This is a genomic window from Achromobacter sp. FW305-C-28, assembly GCF_058783235.1.
Genome location: NZ_JBYSYL010000003.1, coordinates 270,809 through 293,336, shown reverse-complemented (window position 1 = coordinate 293,336; position 22,528 = coordinate 270,809). Strand labels below are relative to the sequence as shown.

28 protein-coding genes are annotated in these 22,528 nt (G+C 65.5%); 13 read left to right on the top strand and 15 right to left on the bottom strand.

Features of this window, described 5'->3' with window-relative positions:
* Nucleotides 1-19: 19 nt before the first annotated feature.
* The 7 genes from AC3WMR_RS10155 to AC3WMR_RS10125 form a co-directional block, all read right to left on the bottom strand.
* On the bottom strand, nucleotides 20-961 hold the full coding sequence (locus AC3WMR_RS10155; RefSeq protein ID WP_492263306.1) for a LysR family transcriptional regulator: 942 nt from the start codon (nucleotides 959-961) through the stop codon (nucleotides 20-22).
* A 117-nt stretch (nucleotides 962-1,078) separates the two neighbouring features.
* Nucleotides 1,079-1,813: an amino acid ABC transporter ATP-binding protein gene (locus AC3WMR_RS10150; RefSeq protein ID WP_492262990.1), complete on the bottom strand. Its 735-nt coding sequence runs from the start codon at nucleotides 1,811-1,813 to the stop codon at nucleotides 1,079-1,081.
* Between the two features lie 23 nt (nucleotides 1,814-1,836).
* Nucleotides 1,837-2,526 carry an amino acid ABC transporter permease gene (locus AC3WMR_RS10145; protein ID WP_025140471.1) on the bottom strand — a complete coding sequence of 230 codons (690 nt, stop codon included), beginning with the start codon at nucleotides 2,524-2,526 and terminating at the stop codon, nucleotides 1,837-1,839.
* Nucleotides 2,519-3,208: an amino acid ABC transporter permease gene (locus AC3WMR_RS10140; protein WP_492262989.1), complete on the bottom strand. Its 690-nt coding sequence runs from the start codon at nucleotides 3,206-3,208 to the stop codon at nucleotides 2,519-2,521. Before AC3WMR_RS10140 ends, AC3WMR_RS10145 begins: the two co-directional genes overlap by 8 nt.
* 16 nt (nucleotides 3,209-3,224) lie before the next feature.
* Entirely contained in the window at nucleotides 3,225-4,046 is an 822-nt protein-coding gene (locus tag AC3WMR_RS10135; protein WP_492262988.1) for an ABC transporter substrate-binding protein, read from the bottom strand.
* A 79-nt stretch (nucleotides 4,047-4,125) separates the two neighbouring features.
* Nucleotides 4,126-5,412: an aminotransferase class I/II-fold pyridoxal phosphate-dependent enzyme gene (locus AC3WMR_RS10130; protein WP_492262987.1), complete on the bottom strand. Its 1,287-nt coding sequence runs from the start codon at nucleotides 5,410-5,412 to the stop codon at nucleotides 4,126-4,128.
* Entirely contained in the window at nucleotides 5,409-6,089 is a 681-nt protein-coding gene (locus AC3WMR_RS10125) for an RraA family protein (protein ID WP_492262986.1), read from the bottom strand. Before AC3WMR_RS10125 ends, AC3WMR_RS10130 begins: the two co-directional genes overlap by 4 nt.
* A gap of 140 nt (nucleotides 6,090-6,229) precedes the next feature.
* Here AC3WMR_RS10125 and AC3WMR_RS10120 point away from each other — a divergent pair, with 140 nt between their 5' ends.
* Nucleotides 6,230-6,568: a hypothetical protein gene (locus tag AC3WMR_RS10120; protein ID WP_492262985.1), complete on the top strand. Its 339-nt coding sequence runs from the start codon at nucleotides 6,230-6,232 to the stop codon at nucleotides 6,566-6,568.
* Here the strand turns inward: AC3WMR_RS10120 and AC3WMR_RS10115 are convergent.
* The gene (locus AC3WMR_RS10115) at nucleotides 6,519-6,971 is read right to left on the bottom strand and encodes an RrF2 family transcriptional regulator (protein ID WP_492262984.1); all 453 of its coding nucleotides are present in this window, start codon (nucleotides 6,969-6,971) and stop codon (nucleotides 6,519-6,521) included. The genes AC3WMR_RS10120 and AC3WMR_RS10115 overlap by 50 nt on opposite strands.
* A 68-nt stretch (nucleotides 6,972-7,039) precedes the next feature.
* Here AC3WMR_RS10115 and AC3WMR_RS10110 point away from each other — a divergent pair, with 68 nt between their 5' ends.
* The 5 genes from AC3WMR_RS10110 (at nucleotide 7,040) to AC3WMR_RS10090 (ending at nucleotide 11,660) form a co-directional block, all read left to right on the top strand.
* Nucleotides 7,040-8,017 (top strand): alpha/beta fold hydrolase, encoded by a 978-nt coding sequence (locus tag AC3WMR_RS10110; RefSeq protein WP_492262983.1) that lies wholly within the window; start codon nucleotides 7,040-7,042, stop codon nucleotides 8,015-8,017.
* A 71-nt stretch (nucleotides 8,018-8,088) separates the two neighbouring features.
* On the top strand, nucleotides 8,089-9,117 hold the full coding sequence (locus tag AC3WMR_RS10105) for a MerR family transcriptional regulator (RefSeq protein ID WP_492262982.1): 1,029 nt from the start codon (nucleotides 8,089-8,091) through the stop codon (nucleotides 9,115-9,117).
* A gap of 148 nt (nucleotides 9,118-9,265) precedes the next feature.
* Nucleotides 9,266-10,054: a hypothetical protein gene (locus AC3WMR_RS10100; RefSeq protein ID WP_492262981.1), complete on the top strand. Its 789-nt coding sequence runs from the start codon at nucleotides 9,266-9,268 to the stop codon at nucleotides 10,052-10,054.
* 109 nt (nucleotides 10,055-10,163) lie between these two features.
* Entirely contained in the window at nucleotides 10,164-10,586 is a 423-nt protein-coding gene (locus tag AC3WMR_RS10095; protein ID WP_492262980.1) for a CopG family transcriptional regulator, read from the top strand.
* Between the two features lie 27 nt (nucleotides 10,587-10,613).
* Nucleotides 10,614-11,660: an extracellular catalytic domain type 1 short-chain-length polyhydroxyalkanoate depolymerase gene (locus AC3WMR_RS10090; RefSeq protein WP_492262979.1), complete on the top strand. Its 1,047-nt coding sequence runs from the start codon at nucleotides 10,614-10,616 to the stop codon at nucleotides 11,658-11,660.
* A gap of 82 nt (nucleotides 11,661-11,742) precedes the next feature.
* On the opposite strand, the gene AC3WMR_RS10085 is transcribed toward AC3WMR_RS10090, so the two are convergent.
* Nucleotides 11,743-12,162: a hypothetical protein gene (locus AC3WMR_RS10085; RefSeq protein ID WP_492262978.1), complete on the bottom strand. Its 420-nt coding sequence runs from the start codon at nucleotides 12,160-12,162 to the stop codon at nucleotides 11,743-11,745.
* 258 nt (nucleotides 12,163-12,420) lie between these two features.
* Here AC3WMR_RS10085 and AC3WMR_RS10080 point away from each other — a divergent pair, with 258 nt between their 5' ends.
* Nucleotides 12,421-12,876 carry a hypothetical protein gene (locus tag AC3WMR_RS10080; protein WP_492262977.1) on the top strand — a complete coding sequence of 152 codons (456 nt, stop codon included), beginning with the start codon at nucleotides 12,421-12,423 and terminating at the stop codon, nucleotides 12,874-12,876.
* Between the two features lie 13 nt (nucleotides 12,877-12,889).
* On the opposite strand, the gene AC3WMR_RS10075 is transcribed toward AC3WMR_RS10080, so the two are convergent.
* From AC3WMR_RS10075 to AC3WMR_RS10065, 3 genes are all read right to left on the bottom strand, one after another.
* Nucleotides 12,890-13,489, bottom strand: coding sequence for a TetR/AcrR family transcriptional regulator (locus tag AC3WMR_RS10075; protein WP_492262976.1), 600 nt, complete (start codon nucleotides 13,487-13,489; stop codon nucleotides 12,890-12,892).
* Between the two features lie 25 nt (nucleotides 13,490-13,514).
* Nucleotides 13,515-14,111, bottom strand: coding sequence for an NAD(P)H-dependent oxidoreductase (locus AC3WMR_RS10070; RefSeq protein WP_492262975.1), 597 nt, complete (start codon nucleotides 14,109-14,111; stop codon nucleotides 13,515-13,517).
* Between the two features lie 129 nt (nucleotides 14,112-14,240).
* Entirely contained in the window at nucleotides 14,241-15,152 is a 912-nt protein-coding gene (locus AC3WMR_RS10065) for an alpha/beta fold hydrolase (protein WP_492262974.1), read from the bottom strand.
* Between the two features lie 124 nt (nucleotides 15,153-15,276).
* Here AC3WMR_RS10065 and AC3WMR_RS10060 point away from each other — a divergent pair, with 124 nt between their 5' ends.
* Nucleotides 15,277-15,894, top strand: a complete 618-nt coding sequence (locus tag AC3WMR_RS10060) for a CGNR zinc finger domain-containing protein (RefSeq protein WP_492262973.1) — start codon at nucleotides 15,277-15,279, stop codon at nucleotides 15,892-15,894.
* Nucleotides 15,895-15,902: 8 nt separating this feature from the next.
* Here the strand turns inward: AC3WMR_RS10060 and AC3WMR_RS10055 are convergent, their stop codons facing one another.
* Nucleotides 15,903-16,802, bottom strand: coding sequence for a LysR substrate-binding domain-containing protein (locus tag AC3WMR_RS10055; RefSeq protein ID WP_492262972.1), 900 nt, complete (start codon nucleotides 16,800-16,802; stop codon nucleotides 15,903-15,905).
* A 113-nt stretch (nucleotides 16,803-16,915) separates the two neighbouring features.
* Between AC3WMR_RS10055 and AC3WMR_RS10050 the strand changes: the two genes are divergently transcribed.
* From AC3WMR_RS10050 to AC3WMR_RS10030, 5 genes are all read left to right on the top strand, one after another.
* Entirely contained in the window at nucleotides 16,916-17,779 is an 864-nt protein-coding gene (locus AC3WMR_RS10050) for an aldo/keto reductase family oxidoreductase (RefSeq protein WP_492262971.1), read from the top strand.
* Nucleotides 17,766-18,362, top strand: coding sequence for a sugar O-acetyltransferase (locus AC3WMR_RS10045; protein WP_492262970.1), 597 nt, complete (start codon nucleotides 17,766-17,768; stop codon nucleotides 18,360-18,362). The genes AC3WMR_RS10050 and AC3WMR_RS10045 overlap by 14 nt, the downstream gene beginning before the upstream one ends.
* A gap of 90 nt (nucleotides 18,363-18,452) precedes the next feature.
* On the top strand, nucleotides 18,453-18,893 hold the full coding sequence (gene rpiB, locus AC3WMR_RS10040) for a ribose 5-phosphate isomerase B (RefSeq protein WP_492262969.1): 441 nt from the start codon (nucleotides 18,453-18,455) through the stop codon (nucleotides 18,891-18,893).
* Nucleotides 18,894-18,978: 85 nt separating this feature from the next.
* Entirely contained in the window at nucleotides 18,979-19,674 is a 696-nt protein-coding gene (gene gph, locus AC3WMR_RS10035) for a phosphoglycolate phosphatase (RefSeq protein WP_492262968.1), read from the top strand.
* A gap of 126 nt (nucleotides 19,675-19,800) precedes the next feature.
* The gene (locus tag AC3WMR_RS10030; protein WP_492262967.1) at nucleotides 19,801-20,286 is read left to right on the top strand and encodes a TonB-dependent receptor domain-containing protein; all 486 of its coding nucleotides are present in this window, start codon (nucleotides 19,801-19,803) and stop codon (nucleotides 20,284-20,286) included.
* On the opposite strand, the gene chrA is transcribed toward AC3WMR_RS10030, so the two are convergent.
* Together chrA and AC3WMR_RS10020 are read right to left on the bottom strand one after the other, a co-directional pair.
* A complete protein-coding gene (gene chrA / locus AC3WMR_RS10025) occupies nucleotides 20,173-21,555 on the bottom strand; it encodes a chromate efflux transporter (RefSeq protein ID WP_492262966.1) in 1,383 nt (460 codons plus the stop codon). The two genes, AC3WMR_RS10030 and chrA, sit on opposite strands and share 114 nt — an antisense overlap.
* Complete coding sequence (locus tag AC3WMR_RS10020) at nucleotides 21,552-22,493, bottom strand: chromate resistance protein ChrB domain-containing protein (RefSeq protein WP_492262965.1); 942 nt, start codon at nucleotides 22,491-22,493, stop codon at nucleotides 21,552-21,554. Before AC3WMR_RS10020 ends, chrA begins: the two co-directional genes overlap by 4 nt.
* Nucleotides 22,494-22,528 lie beyond the last annotated feature (35 nt).

Below are 22,528 nucleotides of genomic sequence, written 5' to 3'. Positions count from 1 at the left end.
CACCCTGGCCCTTGCCCGGCTACGCCTCGCCCGGCCGGGCCGCCGGCGGCACATGCGGCAAGAAGGCCCCCGCCACCTCGAAGCCGCATTCCTCGCGCGCAATATCGATCACCCGCGATACCACCGGATTGACGATGTTCTTCTTGTGCACCGCGTAGTAATTGATGGTGGGCAGGTCGGGTTTCACGTCCAGCCGGCACAGCGCGCCGCGCTCGACCAGCGGCGCGAAATACGCGCCCGGCAGGTAGCTGATGCCCAGGCCCAGCATCGTCAATTGCGCCATCATGCCCAGGCTGTTGCACGTCAGCACCCGCTTGACCGGCAGACCCTGCTCGGCGAACCAGGCGTCGTACAGGTGCGACAGGGCCGAATTGGTAGGCTGCGAAATCACCGGATACGGCGCCAGGTCCTGCGGCGTCAGCCGCGCCGAAAAATCGATGTCCAGCGCCGGGCTGGCCATCCACACGTTGGTCACCGCCCCCAGGTGCACGCAGTCGTACTGGTAGCTCCAGAACGGGCCCGGCATGATCGCCAGGTCCAGCTGGTCCTGTTCCAGCCGTTCATACAGCGTGATGCCGCCGTCGATCTCGGGCATCAGCTGCACCCGCGGATAGCGCAGGCTGATCTGGCTGACCAGCCGCGCCAGCCAGGTCATGCCGACCAGCTCGGTCACGCCCAGCCGCACCACCCCTTCGAAGCTGGCCGGGTCGGCCATGTTCTGCACGATGCGGCTGTTCAGGTCCAGCATCTCGCGGGCCAGTTCGTATAGCTTCCTGCCCTGCGGCGTCATGACCAGCTTCTTGGCGCGGCGCTCGAACAGCGGCGCCCCGGCAAAGGCTTCCAGCTCGCCCACCCGCTTGGCCACGGCCGATTGGGTCGTATGCAGCTTGCGCGACGAGGCGCTGAAGCTGCCCAGTTGCGAACTCCAGTAGAAGGCCTCTAGCTGTTTAAGGGTGTACATCGCGGCGGTGGATGCAAATCGCATGGAAACCCTCACATTATCGTCGACCGCGATGCCGCGCTGCCCCGGGACCGGCGCCGGCGCCCGCCAGGCGGCCGGCCCTGCGCAAGACGCGGCCTACTCGCGCGGGTGCAGGATGTCCGCCAGGAAACGCTGCGCCCGGGGATGGCTGGGCGCGCTGAAAAAGCGTTCCGGCGTATCCATTTCCAGAATCTCGCCCGCGTCCATGAACACCACCCGGTCGCAGACGTCGCGCGCAAACCCCATTTCGTGGGTCACGCACACCATCGTCATGCCGTCCTTGGCCAGGCCCTTCATCACCTGCAGCACCTCGCCCACCATTTCGGGGTCCAGCGCGCTGGTGGGTTCGTCGAACAGCATCACCGGCGGTTGCAGCGCCAGCGCCCGCGCAATCGCCACCCGTTGCTGCTGGCCGCCGGACAGCGATCCCGGGTAGGCGTCGATCTTGTGCTCCAGCCCCACCCGCGCCAGCAACTGGCGGGCCAGTTCCACGGCCTCTTTGCGCGGCTGCTTGCGGATGCTGACCGGCGCGAAGATCACGTTTTCCAGCACGCTCATGTGCGGAAACAGATTGAACTGCTGGAACACGAAACCGATCTTCTGACGCAGCGCGTTCAGGTTGGCGCCCTTGGCGTAGATGTCGGCGCCATCGATCAGGATGCGGCCTTTTTCGATGGGTTCCAGCCGGTTCACCGTGCGGATCATGGTCGACTTGCCCGAGCCCGACGGCCCGCACACCACCAGCACTTCGCCGCGCGCCACCGACAGGTCCACGTCCTTCAGGACGTGGTGCTCGCCATACCATTTATTGACTTTCTCAAGCTTGATCATGAAAAGATTCCGTTGGCGCCGGCTCAGGCCATGGCGCGTTGGCGGCGGATGCGCAGGTCCAGCCACGACAGGCCGCGGCTCAGGCTGAAACACACCACGAAGTAGATAATCGCCAGGATGCCGAACACCTGCAGCGGCTGCGTCAGCACCAGGTTGTTGACCTGGTTGGCCGCGAACGTCAGTTCGTTCACGCTGATCACGTAGCCCAGCGAGGTTTCCTTCACCGTCGACACGAACTGGCTGGTCAGGCTGGGCAGCACGTTGAACAGCGCCTGCGGCAACACCACGCGCCGCATCGTCGTCCAGTACCCCACGCCCAGCGAGCGCGACGCCTCGATCTGGCCGCGCGGCACCGCTTCGATGCCCGAGCGGATCACTTCCGACAGGTAGGCGCTTTCGTACACCACCAGCGCGGCGATCAGCGTCCAGAAGCCGCTGATCACCTGCCCCGTCAGCTTGGGCACCACGAAATAGGCCCAGAAGATCAGCATCAAGAGCGGCATGCCCCGCACCACGTTGACCAGCGTCTTGCTGGCCACGCGCAGCCACCCGTACGGACTGACCCGCGCCAGCGCGATGGCCAGCGCCAGCGGCAGCGACAAGGCCAGGCCGCAGGCCGCCAGGATCAGCGTCAGCGCCAGGCCGCCCAAGGGGCCATTCGGGTATTGGCCGACCAGCAGGGTGGGCCAGTATTGCAATAGCAGATCAAGCACCGTGGCCTCCGCGGTTCAGGCGGTAGCGGGCATAGATGCGCGAACCGATCAGCATGATCAGGAAAGATCCCAGCAGGTACATAAGCGTGGCGGCGCCAAAGGTGGCGAAGGTGCGGTAGGTTTCGTTTTCGATCTCGCGCGCCTGGTAGGTCAGTTCCATCACGCCGATGGCCATGGCCACGCTGGTGTTCTTGAACAGCAGCAAGGCGCGGCCCACCAGCGGCGGAATCGAAATCCGCACCGCCTGCGGCACGATCACGAAACGCATGCATTGCAGGTAGCTGGCGCCCAGCGCCCGGGCCGCCTCGAACTGCGTGCCCGGAATGGCGCGCAGCCCGCTGCGGATGTCTTCCGCGATGTACGCGGCGGACCCCAGCGCCAGGGCGATGGCCGCCAGCGACATCTCGGCGTTGTGCTGGTACAGCCACAGCCGGAAACCTTCCGGCAGCAGTTCGGGCATGCCGAAATACCAGAACAGCACCTGCACCAGCAGCGGCACATTGCGGTGGTATTCCACATAGGCATCGACCAGCCAGCGGCACGGCGCCAGGTTGGTGGCCCGCACCACGACAAGCAGAATCGCGATCGTGAAGGCCATCACCCAGGACACCAGGAACAGCTGCAGCGTCACCGCCATGCCACTCGCCAGCAGCTGGTATTGCGAAGCGTCAAGTAGGCTCATGAAACGCAACCGCCGCTCAACCCGCGATGGGGCCGATCTTGAACCCGCGCTCCAGCTTGTACGGCGTCTGCGCGCCAAACCACTTGTCAAAGAGCTGCGCGGCCACGCCCGAGGTCTCGGCCTCGTCCAGCGCCTGGTTCACCACGTGCAGAAAGCCCGGCTCCGTCTTGCGCACGCCCAGGCCCCAGGGCTCGTCGAACACCGACTTGGCGATCACGCTGACCGGCGCCGTGGGCGGGCTTTGCAGCACCAGGCGCGCCAGCACCAGTTCCGACGCGAACTGCGCGTCCACCTTCTTTTGTTGCAGGGCCAGGTAGGTGGCCGAGCTGTCGCCATAGCCAATCACCTGCGACTTGTCCAGGATGCGCTTGATCTCGCGTTCCGAGCTGGACCCCTTGGTCGCGCCGATGCGCCGGCCGTTCAGCGATTCAATCGTGTCCAGGCCCGAATCCTTGCGCACCAGCAGCTTCTGCGGGCTGACGTAGTAGGCGTGGCTGAAGGCGATCTGCTGCGCGCGGTCTGGCGAATAGCCCAGGTTGGCCGCCAGGATATCGACCCGGCCTTCATTCAGTTCGGGCACGCGGGCCGCCACCGACAGCAGCTTGTAGCTGACCTTCACGCCCAGCTTGTCGGCCACCAGCTTGCACACGTCGACGTCATAGCCCACCAGTTGGCGCGACGCGGCGTCCTGAAAGCTGAACGGCTGCGAGGTGCCCAGCGTGCCGCAGATCAATTCCCCGCGGGCCTTGATGTCCGCGACCTGATCGGCCTGGGCAGCAGAACCCAACAGCAGCGTAGCCAGACCCAGGCAGGCGGCGATGCGTGAACGGTAAGTCATGGTTGATTCCCCTTGTGTTTATGGTCAAGAAAAAAATAGGCCCGCGCGGCGCACAGGCACCCCGGCGCGGGCCGTCGCCCTACACCAGCTTGGCGCACGCCTCGCGGATCGCCGAGCAGCCCTGGCGGATATCGTCCAGCGATGCCGCGAACGACAGCCGGAACGTGCCCGGCGCGCCATACGCATGGCCATCGATCACCGCCACGCCGGCTTCGCGCAGCAGGTAATGCGTCAGGTCGGTATCGGTGCGGATCTCGTCGCCGCCCGGCGTACGCTTGCCCAAGAGGCCCGAGCAGTCCGGAAACACGTAGAACGCGCCTTGCGGCACCACGATGTCCAGCCCCGCCGCGCCCGACAATTCGGCCACCGCCACGTCGCGGCGTTCGCGGAACACCCGGGCGAATTCGGCCACGCAATCCTGCGGGCCGGCCAGCGCTTCCAGCGCCGCCGCCTGGCTTACCGACGATGCGCCCGACGTGCTTTGCGATTGCAGAATCGCCATGGCCTTGATCAGTTCGTCCGGCCCGGCGCCATACCCAATGCGCCAGCCGGTCATCGCGTAGGCCTTGGACACGCCGTTGACCACCAGCGTACGTTCGGCCAGTTCGGGCGCCACCTGCAGCGGGTGCACCGTGGGCGTATCCGTGAAATTCAGGCGCGCGTAGATGTCGTCCGTCATCAGCCACACCTGTGGATGGCGCTTGAGCACCTCGGTCAGGCCGCGCAGCTCGTCGGCAGTGTAGACCGAGCCCGTCGGATTGCTCGGCGCGTTCATCATCAGCCACTTGGTGCGCGGCGTGATGGCGCGTTCCAGCGCATCCGGGGTCAGCTTGTAGTCCGTGGCCGGCGTCGTCGCCACCGCCACCGGCACGCCGCCGTTCACCAGCACCATGTCCGGGTACGAGACCCAGAACGGCGCGGGAATCAGCACCTCGTCGCCGTCGTTCAGCGTCGCGGCCAGGCCGTTGAAGATCACCTGCTTGGCGCCCGTGCTGACGATGATGCGGCCCACCGGGTAGTCGACCCCGGTGGCGTCCAGCAGATGTGACCGGGCCGCCTTACGCAGCGCCACCGTGCCCTGGGCCGGCGGATACTTGGTTTCACCGCGGTTCATCGCCGCCGTGGCGGCCTGGCGGATGTGTTCGGGCGTCGAAAAATCCGGCTCGCCGATCGTCAGGTCGATGATGCGGCGGCCCTGCTCGCGCAGTTCCGCAATGATGGCGCGCGCCGCCACGCTGGGCGACAGCTTGATGCGCTTGATGCGGTCGGCGACGATGCCGGGGCGCGCGGGCGCGGCAGCGGCTGCGCTCGGGGCCACCGGGCGGCCGCTCTCGGCGCCGGTCTGGCCAGGGGTGGCTTGGCTCATTTCGCGCCTCCGGTCTTCTCGGCCAGCGTCTTTTCCAGCCAGGGCTTGGTGTACGTGCCGGCGCGCAGCTTTTCCTTGGCCACGGCTTCGTCGGCTTCCTTCTTCATGGCCAGTGCCAGCACCGCTTCGGCGTGCTCGGCGGGAATCACCACCACGCCATCGGCATCGCCCACCACCACGTCGCCGGGGTTGACCACCTGGCCCCCCACCGACACCGGCACATTGATCTCGCCCGGGCCGTCCTTGTACGGCCCCTTGTGCGACACCGCCCGCGCAAAGCAGCCGAACTGGCCCTGCGCAAACACGTCCAGGTCGCGCACCGCGCCGTCGATCACGAAGCCTTCGATACCGCGGCCCTGCGCGTCCATCATCATCAGCTCGCCGACCAGCGCGTTGCTGGTATCGCCCGCGCCATCCACCACGATCACGTCACCCGCGCCCCCCAGCGAAATCGCCTTGTGGATCATCAGGTTATCGCCCGGGCGGGTCTTCACGGTCAGCGCCAGGCCCACCGTGCGCTGGTGGCCGGCATGCAGCGGCCGCAGCCCGGCCACGCCGTACAGGCGATTCATGCAGTCGCTGATCTGGGCCGACCCGATGGCGGCAAAACCGGCCAGCACGTCGGCAGAGACGGCGGGCGCGGACCGGGGGAGAATGCGGTATCCGATGGGAGTCATAGAGAGGAAAGTCTTCGAAGCGTGAATGGCGTTAAGCGAACCTGCATTACAAAGCCGCGCGCCCTATTCCTCAAAACGATATAAATTCCCGCTTATCCACGAATTATTTTCGTGGATGATGCGGCTGGAGGGACAAAGACATGGACATCCATAGCCTGAGCAAGCAACTGGCCGGCCTGCCGACCATCCTGGACCTGGCCCAGGAAATGAAGCTGATCCGGGCGCTGATGCAGGTGCCGCCGCACAACATCGCCGCCCATCCCACGCAATTCCAGCGCATCGTGGCCGCGCTCGCGCTGACGCATACGGATTCCGGGGTGTTTGAACTGACATCGGCTACCGATGCGTTCTTTGCCGAGTTCCACCAATGGTTGCGGCAGATGCAGGGCAGCGTGTGCCCTGAATTGAGCAACGCCTTGATCGAGGATTTCAGCCTGTCGGCAGCGGAGTTTGCCGATCGGATGCCGCCAGAGGAATGATCTGCGCCGCCAGGTCCGACAACAGCGTCCCCCCAAGCCGCTGCAACAACGCGGCCTCGCCCTCGCCCAGCGCCTGCGCCACCAGCTGGTTCGCCGCCCGCTCCACCGGGCACGCCGGATTATCGTCAGCCGGCCCGATCGTGAATACCGCGCCATGGCCAATGGCCTCGTACACATCCCGCGCCGTAATGGTGTCCAGCGCCCGGGCCAGCGTCCAGCCTCCCTTGCGCCCGCCGGTCGACGTCACCATGCCCGCCGTGCGCAGCGCCGCCATGGTCCGCCGCACCACGACCTCGTTGGTATGCAGCATCTGCGCCAGCGTGCCGGACGTGGTCGTGCCGCCGCGCAGATGCATGTGAACCAGCACATGCAGCAGGCGGGCAAAACGGGTGTCGTAGGCCATGATGAAATACCGTAACTTTTACTGTTACGGTATTATATCCGCACTGAATATCGCCTGCGAGCCCCACCATGACCGATCTGCAAACCCGCCCCGTCACCGTCAACGGCATCACGCTGCACGTCACCGCCCAGGGCGACGGCCCCCTCGTCCTGCTGTGCCACGGATTTCCTGAAACCGCCTATGCCTGGCGCCACCAGCTTGCCGCCCTGGCCCAGGCGGGGTTCCGAGCCATAGCCCCCGACCTGCGCGGCTACGGCGCCAGCGACCGCCCGGCAGACGCGGCCGCCTACACCACGCTGGACGTCATCGGCGACCTGGTCGCCCTGCTCGACAGCGAAGGCGCCGACACCGCCGTGATCGTCGGCGGCGACTGGGGCGCCAACATCGCCTGGCAAGCCGCGCAACTGCGCCCCGACCGTTTTCGCGCCGTGGCCGCGCTGGGCGTCCCCATGATGGGCCGCGCGCCCATGCCGCCCAGCCGCCTGTTTCCCAAGACCGATGCCGCCGTCTTCTACACCCACTACTTCAACGAACCGGGCGTGGCCGAACGGGAATTCGAACGCGACGTCGACGCCACGCTGCGCGCCATTTATTTCGCCGCATCGGGCGACGCCGGGCCGCGCAACGACCCCGCCACGCCCACCCCCTTCGGCATGGTGCCCACCGGACGCGGCCTGCTCGATGCCCTGCCGGTGCCCGGCACCTTGCCCGCCTGGCTGACCGAATCGGACCTGGCGGTCTTCGTCCAAAGCTATCAAGCCAGTGGTTTTCGGGGCGGCCTGAACTACTACCGCAACCTGGACCGCAACTGGGCGTTGCAGGGCGCGCTGGAAGGCAAAAAGGTCGACGTACCCGCCCTGTTTCTGGTGGGCGAACGCGACACCGGCCTGGCCATTCCCGGCATGGACCAGATCATCAACGCCATGCCCGCCCTGGTGCCGCAATTGCGCGCCCGTGAAATCATTCCCGGCGCGGGGCATTGGCTGCAGCAGGAAGCGCCGCAACAGGTCAACCGGGCGTTGATCGATTTCCTGCGCAGTCTTTAATAGCCCCACGCTTGACCCTCACGTAACGTCATCCCCCAAAGTCCGGCCTGCGTAAACAACGAAGGAACCTCATGCGACTGAAAGTCGGAGAACTGGCCAAGCGCAGCGGACTCACCGTCCGCACGCTGCACCACTATCACGCGATCGGCCTCTTGACGCCTTCGGCGCGCGCCGACAACGGTTACCGGCTATACGGCCGCGACGACATTGCCCGACTGCATCAGATTCAGGCCCTGCGTCGCTTCGGACTGCCGCTGGCTGAAATCGGCGCCACCCTGGACCAGCCCGGCACGCCGCTGGACGGGATCATCGCGAAACAGATCACGATGCTCGACCGCCAGATTCAACAGGCCGCCCGGCTGCGCGATCGTCTCGCGCAGCTGCAGGGCCAGTTGGCAAGGGGCGCCGAACCGGAGCTGGCCGATTGGCTGACCACTTTGGAACTGATGACCATGTACGACAAATACTTTTCCCCGGAAGAGCTGGCGCGCCTGCCGATGTACGGCCGCAGCCGCGATGACGACGCCGACTGGCTGGCGTTGATCAAGGACGTTCACCAGCAGATGGACAGCGGCGCCCCCTTCGAAGACGCGCGCTCGCAAGCCCTGGCGCTGCGCTGGATGGCGCTGCTGCTGCGCGATACCAATGGCGATCCGCGCCTGCTCGTGAAACTGAACCAGATGCACGAACAGGAACCCGCCATGCAGGAGCACATCGGCATTTCGCCAGCCATGCGGGACTACGTGCTGCAAGCCTTCTCGGAAAGCAAGCTGCGCCTGTATGAAAAGCACCTGACGCAGGAAGAAGCCCGGTTCATGCGCGCGCATTACCGCGACCGCATGGGCGAATGGCCGGCGCTGATGGGCCGGGTACGCGATGCCATCGACGCCGGCCAGGCGCCGACCTCGCCCACCGGCCTGGACCTGGCGCGGCAATGGCTGGAACTGTTTTGCACCTACGCCGGCAAGGACCCGGCCACGCACGCCAAATTCCGCCATGCGCTGATGACCGAGCCTGAACTCACCGCCGGCACCTGGGCCGACGACGCCACGTTGACTTTCATGCGACAAGCCATGGGGTCTTTAGCGGCAGCGCGTTGATCGCCGCAGACTGAAACGTCATCGGGCGGCGAATCGCCTTGCACTACTCGCCGCCCGACAACAATGTTCTCAGTCTGAAACCATTATTCATACTTGATGCAACGGCTGGGGTATAAACGAAGCCCATTATTTCCAGCAAAGGAATCTTGTGTCGAACCCATTCGGTGCGGGTCGTTTTATCGCGGAAACCACGCATACGCTGCGTCAACAAGGCCGCGCCATGCTGGCCGCCGCGCCGTGGTCGCTGGCCATCTTCACGCTGTCGCTGCCATTCGCCCTGATGACCACGCGCCTGTACCAGCGCATCGACCTGCTGTGGGTCGTGCTGGCGCTGGTCAACCTGATTGCTTTCGCAAGAATGAGCTTCGCCTGGCATCGCGTGGTGGTCCTGGGCGATGCTGCCCGCGCCACGAACGGACGCGGCCCTGCCGTCCGGACGCGCCACCTGCTGCTGGTGGCGGCACTCGCCCTTCCTGCAGCAGTCCTGGCCCGCGCCAACGGCGACGTGCCGTTCATCGTCTACGTGCTGCTCAACGGCGCAGACGACGCGCGGTTCTGGCTGGCACTGATCGCCGTGCAGGTCCTGATCTGGCTGCCGGTCTGCTATCTGCTCGCCACCTACGGCCTGGGCCTGCCGCGTATTGCGGCAACGGGCGAATTCGGTTTGCGCACGCTGCTCACCATGAAGCGGTATCCGCGTTGGCCGCTGATGCTGGTGCTGCTGCTGCTGATTTCGGTGGCCGGGTATTTCAACGGCGACCTGCTCGAGTGGCGGCGCCATCTGACGGATGCCGACGCCTTTGCCGGCGCGTTGGGCGTCTTGCTTTGCGTGCCAATCACCTTTGTGCTGATGGCCATGTACGGCGTCGCGTATCGCGATGCCGTGCCACGCGTCGACCCTACCGCATCGCAACCGGCGCGCGTTTCCCTTCCGTAGAACGCCCCCCCGGGCTATCCCCGACGGGGGCGCTTCCGTCCCCGACGTGCACACCTGTCATTTTGAAACAGCCATGTACCATCCAAGTGGATGGTATTAGCATGGGTTCATGCCTCCCCGTGCCCCCTCCCTCGTCTCGGCGTCCAAACCCGCCGATGAAAAAATCACCATCAACGTCGGTTACGTCGACCTGGGTCAGATCGACCTGCTCGTCCAGGAAGGCTTCTATGCCAACCGCACCGACCTGATCCGAACGGCCATCCGCAACCAGCTGGCTACGCACGCCGATGCCCTGCGGCAGGCCGTCACCCGCAAGACCTTGGCGCTGGGCATCCAGCACTACACCGCACAGGACCTGCAGGCTGTCCAGGCCGCTGGCGAAATGCTGCAGATCCGCGTGCTGGGCCTGGCGACCATCGCGCCCGACGTCACCCCCGAACTGGCGCTTGCCACCATCGAATCCCTGACGGTACTGGGCGCCCTGCACGCCAGCCCCGCCGTCAAGGCTGCTCTGCATCAGCGCATCCGCTGACCAACGCTTGACCCCATAGGCAATGCCATGCACCCGGAATTCCAGTCCTTGATGAAGCAGGCCACCCGACTCACCCGGTCCGGCAACCTGGCCGCCGCCACAGCCGCCATCCAGGCCGCATTGCGCCCCGGCGCACACACCGCCAGCCCCAGGCAGGACGATGCCGACGTCATTGATGTCCAGGCGTGGGAAACTGCGCCAGCGCACCGCCCCGGTCTTTCCGGCGATACCTTCACCGCGGGTGTGTTCCGCAACGCGGCGGGGCAACGCCAGTACAAGCTCTACGTGCCGCCCCATGCGGGCGGACAGCCCTTGCCGCTGGTGGTCATGCTGCATGGCTGTACCCAGGACGCCGACGATTTCGCGGCCGGCACCGCCATGAACGAGGCGGCGCGTGAGCAAGGATTCTATGTGCTGTACCCCGTGCAGCCGCGCGAGGTCAATCCGCAAAAGTGCTGGAACTGGTTCAAGCACAACCACCAGCGCGCCGGCAGCGGCGAACCCGCCATCCTGGCAGGTATGACACGCGAAGTGATGGCCGCGCACGCGATCGATCCCCAGCGCGTCTATGTCGCGGGCCTGTCGGCCGGCGGCGCCATGGCCGCGATTCTCGCCAACACCCACCCGGAGCTGTATGCCGCGGTGGGCGTGCATTCCGGCCTGGCCGCCGGGGCGGCATCCGATCTGCCGTCCGCGCTCAGCGCGATGAAGGGCCTGGGCCGGCACGCGCCGACGCAAGCGGGCCATGGCGTGCCCACGCTGATCTTTCATGGCGACCGCGATACCACCGTGCATCCCGGCAATGCCGAACGCGTGGCCGACGCTGCGGCGGGCGCCAGCGCGCGGATCGAAACCTGCCGCATGCCTGGCGCAGGCCATCGACATGCCAGCACCCAATACGTCTACCGTGACCCCGCCGGAACGGTCGTGGCTGAACGTTGGGAAATCCATGGCGCGGGCCATGCCTGGGCCGGCGGCAGCGCCAACGGGTCTTACACAGACCGCAACGGCCCGGACGCCACCGGCGAGATGTTGAAGTTCTTCTTTGCCCGCGCGTTGCCTGGCAGGATTTGAATCGCCTTCCGCATTCGCTCACGGCGGCGCTTGGCAGCCCTGACGATCAAGGCGCGTCACGCGCGCCTTGATCGACGGTGCATCATGCGGCCTTCTTGCCGTTGCGAATATAGAATTTGGCCCGCGCCACGCCTTCATCGGCGTGCGGACGGCATTGCGAGCGTTTCAAACCGCACCAGGCGCGGGTATCGATACGGTAGCGTCCTTCGCCCATGGGTTCGCGGGTGATGCTGTAGCCCAGGGCGTAATAATTGTTCGGCACGCCTTCGGTTTCGATCAGGTTGTTGGTTTGCGCCTGCAAACTCCAGCGCGAGGTCGTCGCCACGTAGTAGACCGCGCGTTCCCACATGAGCTTGCACTGGGATTCGCCGGTGCAATAGAGCTCGGTTTCGAACGCGTCGCGCAGCTCGGGTGAGAGATCTGCCGTGCGATTTCCGTTGAGCATGGTGCACCCGGTCAACAGGGTGGCTGCGGCAAAAATACCAATACGCGAAAGTGACACTGGCTCTCTCTTTTTGAAGTTGATTTGGTTTGCCAGCGCGACAGGCCACCCGCACCCCTCCCCGCCTGGCCTCGAGATGACTGACGCGCAGCCTTTCAAAAAGCTTACGGCCAGTTTTTGCGCATTCTACCCAATTTGCCACGGCGCGCCGTAGACGCCGCGCGCAGCGGCAACACGAATTGGCCCCACGCTAGAATCTATTGCGCCGCGTCGTGCGGCCCTTATCCGACAAGCCTTATGACTCGGGAGATCGCAAACATGGCAAGCATGCGCAAAGCGTCGGCATACCGCTCGTGGCATGGAAAGTTGCCCGTGGTGCTGGCCCTATCGGCAGCGTTGACGGGCTGCTCGACCTCGACAGCGCTGTGCGATGCGTTCGGTCCCGGCAAGCAGGCATCGCTGGCGGTGCCGCCGAATACCCCGGTCGAGAAAATCTTCCTCTGCGTCGATCAAGCGTCCATCAACAGCCCGGACCGCGCCCGGTATGCCGACACGGGCCACGCCATCCGCGATGTCCATGCGGGCGTGCTTGAAACCCAACAATATCGCGCGTCCAATGTGTCCGGATTCCGCTTGCGGGCCGAGGTCTCACCGCAAGCGCCCACCGCGCTGACGCTGTCGTTGCGGGGGTCAGGCGCTTACTGCGCCGATCTTGGCGTGGACAAGGAAATGAACCGGCTGACGTCCGCCATCAGCAGCTGCCTGCAGCAGTGACCGGCCGACGAATTCACCGGCTACGCTTCACCATATTCAAAATGGTCTGAACCAGTTCTTCCCGCGCCTGGTCGGGGGTGATCTCGCCTTCCACGGCCGCCTGAGACAGCGCGTCGGCCGCCCCCAGCATGCCCCACAGGCTGGCCAGGGTCAGCGTCTTCGAACCCGCCAGCGGCGAAAATATCTGCTGGCACTTTTCAATGAAGGCATGCTGGTACTGGCGTTTCACTGCGGCCAGTTCAGGCGAGCCGTCCAGCGCCGCCAACACGCCGGGAATCTCGCGGCCTTGCGTCAACACGCACGCGATATACCGCGATGCAATGACATCCGCCTTGTCCTTCAACGTGGGTTTGCTGGCGGCGATGGCCTCGTCGATGATGGCCGTCTGGCGCAGGTCGAAATCCTGGTACAGCGCGGCCAGCAAGCCATTGCGCGTGCCGAAATGGTCGTAGACCACGGGTTTGGAAACACCGGCCTCTTGCGCCAGCCGCCCCAGCGTCAAGGCATCGGTGCCTTCATCGCGGATCAACTGCCAGGACACATCCAATAGCTGCCGCAGCCGCCCTTCCTTCGTGAAACGGCGACGGGGCTCGGGGGCTGGGGCAGCAGGCATGGGGTCTCTGTTCAGGGGTTTTGAATCATCGCGGCGCGGCAAAGAGGCGTTGGCCGATGGCATGGGCGGCATCCAGGTGCGACGTCGGAAAACCCGCATCCGACGGCACCATCAATTCCGACGACGCGACACGCGCGCCGCAGTAACCGAAGATGCCGTGGTCGATCTGCGTTTTCATCGCGCCGAAATAGCCATGCCGGGCGTAGGTTCGCATATCGGCGCCGCCATTGGCAATCAAGTGCACGTCCAGGCGCTCCAGCTTCTTGACCAGCTTGCCTTCCAGATCGTCGTCATAGGCCCAGCCGTTGGTGAACACGCGGTCGATCCAGCCTTTCAGCAGGCCGGGAAACGACCACCAGTACACCGGGTAGACCAGCACCAACGCATCGGCGCGGTCGATCCGTGCGTGTTCGGCAGCCACATCGGCAGGCGGCGTGCCGCGCGACAACAGCAACGCCGTATCTTGCCGGGTGAAGGCAGGGTTGAAACCTTCCGCGGTCAGGTCCGCGATTTCAAACGAATGCTGCGAGCCGGATGCCGTGACGCCCTGCGCCACGTGATTCGCGATGGCATGCGTCAAGGAGGATTTGTCGGGGTGGGACACAACGATAAGCGCGTGCATGTCGGGGACCTCTGGGATGAAGTTTCTATGTACCAATCGTAGCCTACTTTTAGTAGGTTACGAAAGCCCCTGCCCCGACACCCCGACGGCGGCGCTCGCCGAACCCCGCCGTTCTCGCGCTACGCAGCGCTACGCCTTGACGTTGCGATTCAGGAATTCCAGCATCGCCGCCGCAATCTCCGCCCCGTGGGTTTCGATGGCGAAGTGACCGCTGTTCACGAACCGCACCTCGGCCCGGGGGTTATCGCGCTTGAACGCTTCCGCCCCCGGCGGCAGGAAGAAAGGATCGTTCTTGCCCCAGATCGCCAAGGTGGGCGGCTGGTATTCGCGGAAGAACGCGTGCAGTTGCGGGTACTGCTTGACGTTGCTGCCGTAGTCCAGCAACAAGTCCATCTGCGGCTCGTCGCCAATGCGGGCAATGGCGGCCGATGCCAGCTGGTAGGTCTCGGGCGCGATCAGCGACGCGTCTTCCACGCCTTCGACGTACTGCCACTTGATCATGTCCGGCGTATTGAAACGGCGCAGCGCCTCGCGGTTTTCGGCGGTCGGCGCGTCCCAGGCGCGGCGCATGTCCGCCCAGCCGGGGCTCAGGCCTTCTTCGTAGGCGTTGCCATTCTGGCTGACCACGGCGGTGATCTTGCCCGGATGCTTGACCGCCAGGCGCCAGGCCACCGGCGCGCCGTAGTCGAACACATACACCGCGTAGCGCGTCAGGCCCTTGGCCTGCGTGAAGGCCTCGATGACCGAGGTCAGGTTGTCGAAGGTGTAGGCGAAATCCACGCCCGGCAGCACCGTCGTCTGGCCAAAGCCCGGCAGGTCCGGCGCGATCACGTGGTAGTCGCCGGCCAAGGCCGGTATGAGGTTGCGAAACATATACGACGACGCGCCAAAGCCGTGCAGCAGCAGGACAGTGGGCGCATCGGCACGCCCGGCTTCGCGGTAGAAGACGCTGACGCCGTCGACGTCCAGGGTGGCGTGGCGCACGGCCTCGGGGCGGATGGGGGCGTTGGCGTGATCGACAGCGGGAGGGGTGGCATTCATGGCGATTCCTTGCAAAGGGTAGCTGGTGACAAAGTAACTATTGAAGTTGAATTTCAATGGTTACTTTTGCGCAGTCTGCCCCAGATCGTGATAACCTGTCAACATCATTTTTAAAGGTTATCCAATGAGCACCGCAGAACACCGGCACGACGGCGCCGCGACCGAGCCGCCGATGATCGGCGACCACCTGGCGATGGACCTGCTCAACACCCAGGCCCGCAGCGACGACCAGATCGTGGATTTCTGGAACCGCGGCGACGACGTCATGCGCTGGCTCGAACGCCATCACGTGGCGCCCCCGGGCAAGCCCCCCCGCGTGGCTTCGGCAGACCTGCTGGCCCAGGGCAAGCAACTGCGCAATGTGGTGCATGACCTGATCGCCGCCCGCAAGGCGGGGCAAGACGTCGATGTCGGCCGCCTGAATCAATATTTGCAGGGGTATCTGACGTCACCGCGGCTGGAACGCGATGGCCAGGGCAAATTCGTGCTGGCCCGCCGCCCGCAGGGCGACGCGATCGCGTCCTTGCTGGGGCCGGTGGCCGAAGCGGCCGCGCACCTGCTCGTCGACGGCGACTTCTCGCTGGTCAAGCAGTGCGAACACCCGGACTGCATCCTGTGGTTCTACGACCGCACCAAATCGCACAAGCGCCGCTGGTGCAGCATGGCCCAATGCGGCAACCGCTACAAAGCGGCGCAGTTCAGGAAACGCAGCAGCGGCGCGCTAGCAAGCCCGGGCAAATAGGCACGCCCCTACCAGCGCTGCGTCTGCACGAAATCCACGAAGGCCCGCAGCGGCGCCGGCAGATAGCGGCGCCCGGGAAAATACAGCAACGGCCCGGTGAAGCTGGGCCACCAGTCTTGCAACAACGGTTCAAGCTCGCCGCGGTCAAGGTAGGGCTGTAGCCAGTCTTCGAACAGATACACCACGCCCGCGCCGCCCACGGCGGCATCCACCGCCAGGTCGGCCGCTTCACCCAGGCTCACGATCAACGGGCCATCCACGTCCACCGTCACGCGCTTGCCCGGCTGCTCGAATACCCAGGCCGGCATGGCCCCGCTGGAAAAGCGCCCGCGCAGGCACAGATGATTGCGCAAATCGTCCGGATGCGTCGGCCGCCCGTGCCTGGCCAGGTACGCAGGCGAAGCCGCCGCCCCCATCCGCTGGCGCTTGGGGCCGATCGGAATGGCCACCATGTCCTGGTCCATGCTTTCTTCGTAGCGGATGCCCGCGTCGCAGCCCGATTGCAGCAATTCCACATAACGGTCGTCCACCACCACTTCCAGCCGAATCTCGGGATACGCCGCCAGAAACGGCGGGATGATGCGCGGCAGCACCAGCCGGGACGCCGACAGCGGCACATTCAGCCGCAGCCTGCCCGCCGGCCGATCGCGAAAGCGATTGGCCACGTCCAGCGCCGATTCCACCGCGTTCAGCGCCGGCGTCAGCTGTTCCAGCAAATGCTGCCCGGCCGCCGTGGTGGCCACGCTGCGCGTCGTCCGGTTGAACAGCCGCAGGCCCAGCCGGGTTTCCAGCCGGCGCACGGCCTCGCTCAGTTGCGATGCGCTGGAGCCCGTATGGCGGGCCGCGCCCCGAAAGCCCCCGTGCGTGGCCACGGCCACAAAAGCGCTGATGTCTTGCAGGTCTTGCATGGCGGGTCTCGATTGTTCTGAATTCCGCACAAGCTGTGCGATTACGCAGGATTGTCGTACGGTACTCCCAGGCCTAGACTGACGTCCATTCCCCCTCCCCTCAGGAACCCGTCATGACCTCCATCGAACAAGCTGGCACCTACTTGCTGGGCGACCGTGCCGTGAACCGCCTGGGCTACGGCGCCATGCAACTGGCCGGCCCCCACGTGTTCGGCCCGCCCAAAGACAAGGCCCAGGCCATCGCCGTCTTGAAGGAAACCGTCGCACTGGGCATCAATCACCTCGACACCAGCGACTTCTACGGCCCGCACGTCACCAACCAGTTGATCCGCGAAGCCCTGCACCCTTATCGCGACGACCTGACCCTGGTCACCAAGGTCGGCGCGCGCCGGGGTTCTGACGCCTCGTGGCTGCTGGCCGCCACGCCCGCCGAACTGGAATCCGCCGTGCACGACAACCTGCGCAACCTGGGCCTGGACGTGCTGGACGTGGTCAACCTGCGGCTCATGTTCGACGTGGCCGGACCGGCAGAGGGCGACATCGAACCCATGTTCTCCACCCTGGCCAACCTGCAGCGCAAAGGCCTGGTGCGCCACCTGGGCCTGAGCAACGCCACCGCCAGCCAGGTGGCCCAGGCTCGTGCCATTGCCAACATCGTCTGCGTGCAAAACCAGTACAACCTGGCGCATCGCCACGACGACGCCCTGATCACCCAGTTGGCGCAGGCAGGCATTGCCTACGTGCCCTTCTTCCCGCTGGGCGGCTTCTCGCCCTTGCAGTCCGCCACCCTGGAACGCGTGGCCGCCCAATGCCAGGCCACGCCCATGCAGGTCGCGCTGGCATGGTTGCTGCAGCGTTCGCCCAACATCCTGCTGATTCCCGGCACGTCGTCCGTGGCGCATCTGCGGCAGAACGCCCAGGCGGCGCAGCTGACGCTGTCGCCGCAGGCCGTGGCGGAACTGGATGGAATCTATTGAAACCATGCCCAATCCGCCCAGCACCACCATTCCCCGCAAAACCCCGGAATCCGCCGCGATGGTGGCCAGCGTCAAGCGCGCCCTGCGCATCACGCCGCTGCTGAACCGCCTGACTTACGACGACACGGATCAGATCCGCGCGGTGTTCAGCGAACTCATCGGCCAGACACTGGACGAACGTTTCTCGCTGATCCCGCCGTTCTACACCACCGGCGGCGACAGCATCCGTATCGGCCGCAACGTCTTCATCAACCAGAATTGCACCATGTACGACCTGGGCGGCATCGACATCGGCGACGACGTCCTGATCGGCCCGAACGTCAGCCTCATCACCTCGGGCCATCCGCTGGACCCCGCCGAACGCCACCGCAGCGTCGTCGCCAAACCCATCGTCATCGGAAAAAACGTGTGGATCGCCGCGGGCGTCACCGTCATCGGCGGCGTCACCGTGGGCGACAATGCCGTGATCGGCGCCGGCTCGGTCGTGACGCGGGACGTGCCGGCCAACACCTTGGTGGGCGGCAACCCGGCGCGGGTCATTCGCGCGATTGCCGAGGATGCGGACCCGGGGTGCGGACGTTGATGCGTGACTGATGTCACAATTGCGCGGCAGTGGCAATCCACGACTGCCCTGCAACGCCCCACGCCAACCCGATTGAAATCCGAGTCCCCCATGCCCATCGCCATCGCCTCCGACCACGCCGGCTACGACCTGAAAGAACAACTCAAACAGGCGTTCACAGACATCGAATGGCTGGACCTGGGCACGCACGGCTCGGCGTCGGTCGACTATCCCGATTTTGGTTTTGCCATGGGGCAGGCCATTACCGAAGGCAAGGCCCGGCAAGGCGTGGTGATCTGCGGGTCCGGCATCGGTATCTCCATCGCCGCGAACCGCTTTGCCGCCGTCCGTGCGGCGCTGTGCACGAACAGCACCATGGCCCGCCTGAGCCGCCAGCACAATGATGCGAACGTCCTGGCGCTGGGCAGCCGGATCACGGGATTCGAAGTGGCGCGGGAATGCGTCAGCGCGTTCCTGGAAACGCCGTTCGAAGGCGGACGCCATCAGCGGCGGATCGACATGTTGAGCCGGGCGAACCCGAACCAGGCCTGACGAAGCGCAGGCTGCCGCTGTTCGTTTCATCCTGCCGACCCCGCATCCGTCCCGGCCGTCTGGTCCCTTTGAAAAGCCGTTCCCCATGACCACCCATACCACCCTGCAAGACGCCACCATCGCCTTCGACCTGGACGGCACGCTGGTCGAATCGGCCCCGGACCTGGTCGGCGCCATCAACGCCGTGCTGCAAGCGGCCGGCTACCCCGCCGTGACCTACCCGCAGGCCAAGGCGCACGTCAGCCGCGGCGCAAAATGGATGATCCAATGGGCGCTGACCCAGGCCGGCGAGCCGGAACCCGAAGCCCGCAGCGCCGACCTCTTTCCGCGGTTCGTCGACCGCTACCGCGAACATATCGCCGACGAAAGCAGGCCCTTTCCGGGCGTGGTCGATGCGATCCAGCAACTGAAGGCCGCCGGCGCCAAGCTCGTCGTCTGCACCAACAAACCCACTGCGCTGTCCGTTCGCCTGCTGACCCTGCTGGATATGGCGCCTCTGTTCGACGGCGTGGTCGGCCTGGACGCCGTCACCGCCCCCAAACCCGACCCCGCCCACCTGATCGAGGCCGTGCAGGCCGTGGGCGGCGACGTGTCCCGTACGGTCATGGTGGGCGATGCCGCCCCCGATGCCGGCGCGGCGCGGGGGGCCGGCACGCCCTTGATCCTGGTGAGCTTCGGCTATACCGAAATCCCGGCGGCGGACCTGAAGCCGGATGTGTTGCTGCACCACTTCGATGACTTGGTGGACGCTTGCGCCCGCCTGCTCAGCGGACGGGCGTAACGCGCGCCGCCGACCCCACCCACGAAACCGCGTGGCAGCAAGTGGGCGCGGTGGAACAGCCCTTTTAAGAGATGCGCCGTCTTTGGCAGCCGCGAACACGGCAGCCTGGGCACCATCGACAACCAGGTGCAAGCCAAGCTGCGCTCGGGCGACTGGCTGCACACCGTGCTGTTCGGCCTGCGCCGCCAGAACGTCATGACCTTCGACCGCGAGAGGGTGCCGGTGCAGACGGGCGAAGTCACGGTGCGCGGCATGGAACTGGAAATGGCCATGCAGCCCGTCACCGGCAGGAACCTGCTGCCGTCCTACACCTGGACGCCCGACGCCCGCGTCACCAAGAACGCCAATCCAGACAAGATCGGCACCCAGCTGACCGCCACTCCGCGCAACCAGGCCTCGGCCTGGGGCGACTACCGCTTCGCGAACGGCATCAATGTGGGAATGGGCGTGCGCTTGGTCGGTGCCACCGACGGCGCCAATAGCTCCGCCCCCGCGCCCTCAGAAGGCAAGCTTCACAAGCAGCCCGATGACGGCGCAAGCCGCAATGACCGCGATCACGCCGCGCTTGAATCTGAACAATGCGACGGCGGCCCCCAATGCGATCAGCGCTGAGCCCCAATCGAAAGCCCCCGCCAGGCCCTGCGGCCACATGACGTGATAGCCGAAGAACACGGCCAGGTTCAAGATGACGCCCACCACCGCCGCGGTGACGGCTGTCAGGGGAGCCGTGAATTTCAAGTCTTCCTTGGTAGCCTCGACCAGCGGACCGCCGGCAAGAATGAACAGGAACGACGGCAGGAATGTGAACCAGGTCACCACACAAGCAGCCAGCGCGCCTGCCAGGAACACTGCGTCCGGGCCGAACAGGCCATGGCTGTAGCCGCCGACGAACCCGACAAAGGCAACCACCATGATCAATGGGCCCGGCGTGGTCTCGCCCAGCGCCAGGCCGTCGATCATTTGCACGGGCGTCAGCCATGCGTAGTGGTCCACGGCCCCTTGATAGATGTATGGCAGGACCGCGTAAGCCCCGCCAAAAGTCAGGTACGCGGCTTTGGTGAAGAACCAGCCCATCTGGGTATACGCGCCCTGCCACCCGTAAAGCGCGGTCAGCGCCACCATCGGCACAGCCCAGAGCACCACGCCCGCGCCCACGATCCCGGCCAGGCGGTTCCAGCGAAAGCGGGCATGATCCGGCGTGGGCGTGTCATCGTCGATCAACGCTGGGCCATAGCCTTGCCCGCGGGCGCCATGGCGCGAGCCGCCGTCGAAATACGCGGGCCAACGCCGCCCCCCCAGCCAGCCGGCCAGCGCCGCAATGGCGACGATCAGCGGAAACGGCAGCTTCAACGCGAATATCGCCGCGAACGCCGCCCCCGCGATGCTCCAGAGGACGGGGTTCTTCAGCGCGCGGGACCCGATGCGATGCGCGGCATGCACGACGATGGCGGTGACGGCCGGCTTGATACCGTAGAACAGACCTGCGATCACCGGGATATCCCCCCAGGCGATGTAGATCCAGGAAAGCCCGATCAGGATAAACAGCGACGGCAGGACGAACAGGCCGCCGGCGACGATGCCGCCCCAGGTCCGGTGCAGCAGCCATCCAATATAGGTCGCCAGTTGCTGCGCCTCGGGCCCCGGCAGCAGCATGCAATAGTTCAGCGCATGCAGAAAGCGCCGTTCGCTGATCCAGCGGCGGCGTTCCACCAGCTCAGTGTGCATGATGGCGATCTGGCCTGCCGGGCCGCCGAAGCTGACGAACCCCAGCTTCAGCCAGAACCACAACGCCTGCCGGAAGCTGACTGGTTGCGGTCGTTGCTGCGGCTTATCGCCCGGCTCGGCTGCCGGGACGGCGGCATCTGACGAGTGGGCAGTCATGACCGGCCCTCTTGCCCAAAACTGGCCAGCAACCCGTCGAAAACAGCGTCTGCCAGGGCCAGCAACTGATCATCGTCCGCCACCGTTGCCCGCAGCCCCGCAAGCACCTGCTCCACGCCAGCCGCTTCCGGCGGCTGCACGCCGCCCAGATCCAGGAAGTGGACGATGGCGCCGATCCGGTCCAGGCCGGGACTGTGCAAGCCAAAGGCGGCCACCAGATGTTCAAAGGTCACCTTTGCCCCCACATGCGAAAACCGGGCGCCATCGAAATCAAACCCCAGCGCGTCCGGCGGGCAAGCGGCCGGCGATGCCAGCCACATGATGCGAGCCCGCGCATCGATACGACGCCGGATCAGCCACGCGCTGGCCAGGCGGTCGACCCAAGGGCGTGCACGAGTCGCCCAGACCCGGCCTTGATAGTCATCGACCGCCAATCGGACGATCTCCGCATCGACCGCCTGCGGTTCGTCCGCGCCAAGCGCGCGGTTGGCTCCCGCTTCCAGGTCCAGCAGCGCCGCATTGGCCTGCCGCTGCGCTTCGCCCGGGAAAAAATCGATCTCGGCCAACTGAGCGTACGTCTTGCGCAGCTTGCGCAACTGCTTGAGGGTGTCCATGGCCGTGTCGGCGGACAGCGCCTGGCGGATAGACCCGATGCCCTGCATCAGCGCGCCATAGTCCGCCGACCGGTCAAACAAGGCCTGCAACGGCGCGGCGTCCGTGCCGATGAACTCGGCGCGGGCCAGGTGGGCAGTACCGCCGTTATCGTGCACGTCCTGAGCGATGGCGTTCAAGGTTTCCTCGCTGGCGTTCCGGGCTGGCAATAGGTAGACCCCGTCACGCAGCACGGCAGCGCCGCAGGATTTCAGGGCGCGCCAGGCCCGCATCCGGGCGGTGGCGTTTTCCGTAGGCATCGAAAGAATCAGGGTCAACCAGTCCATGCAAAACGCCAGAATTATTTGTAGGGTTCACTACT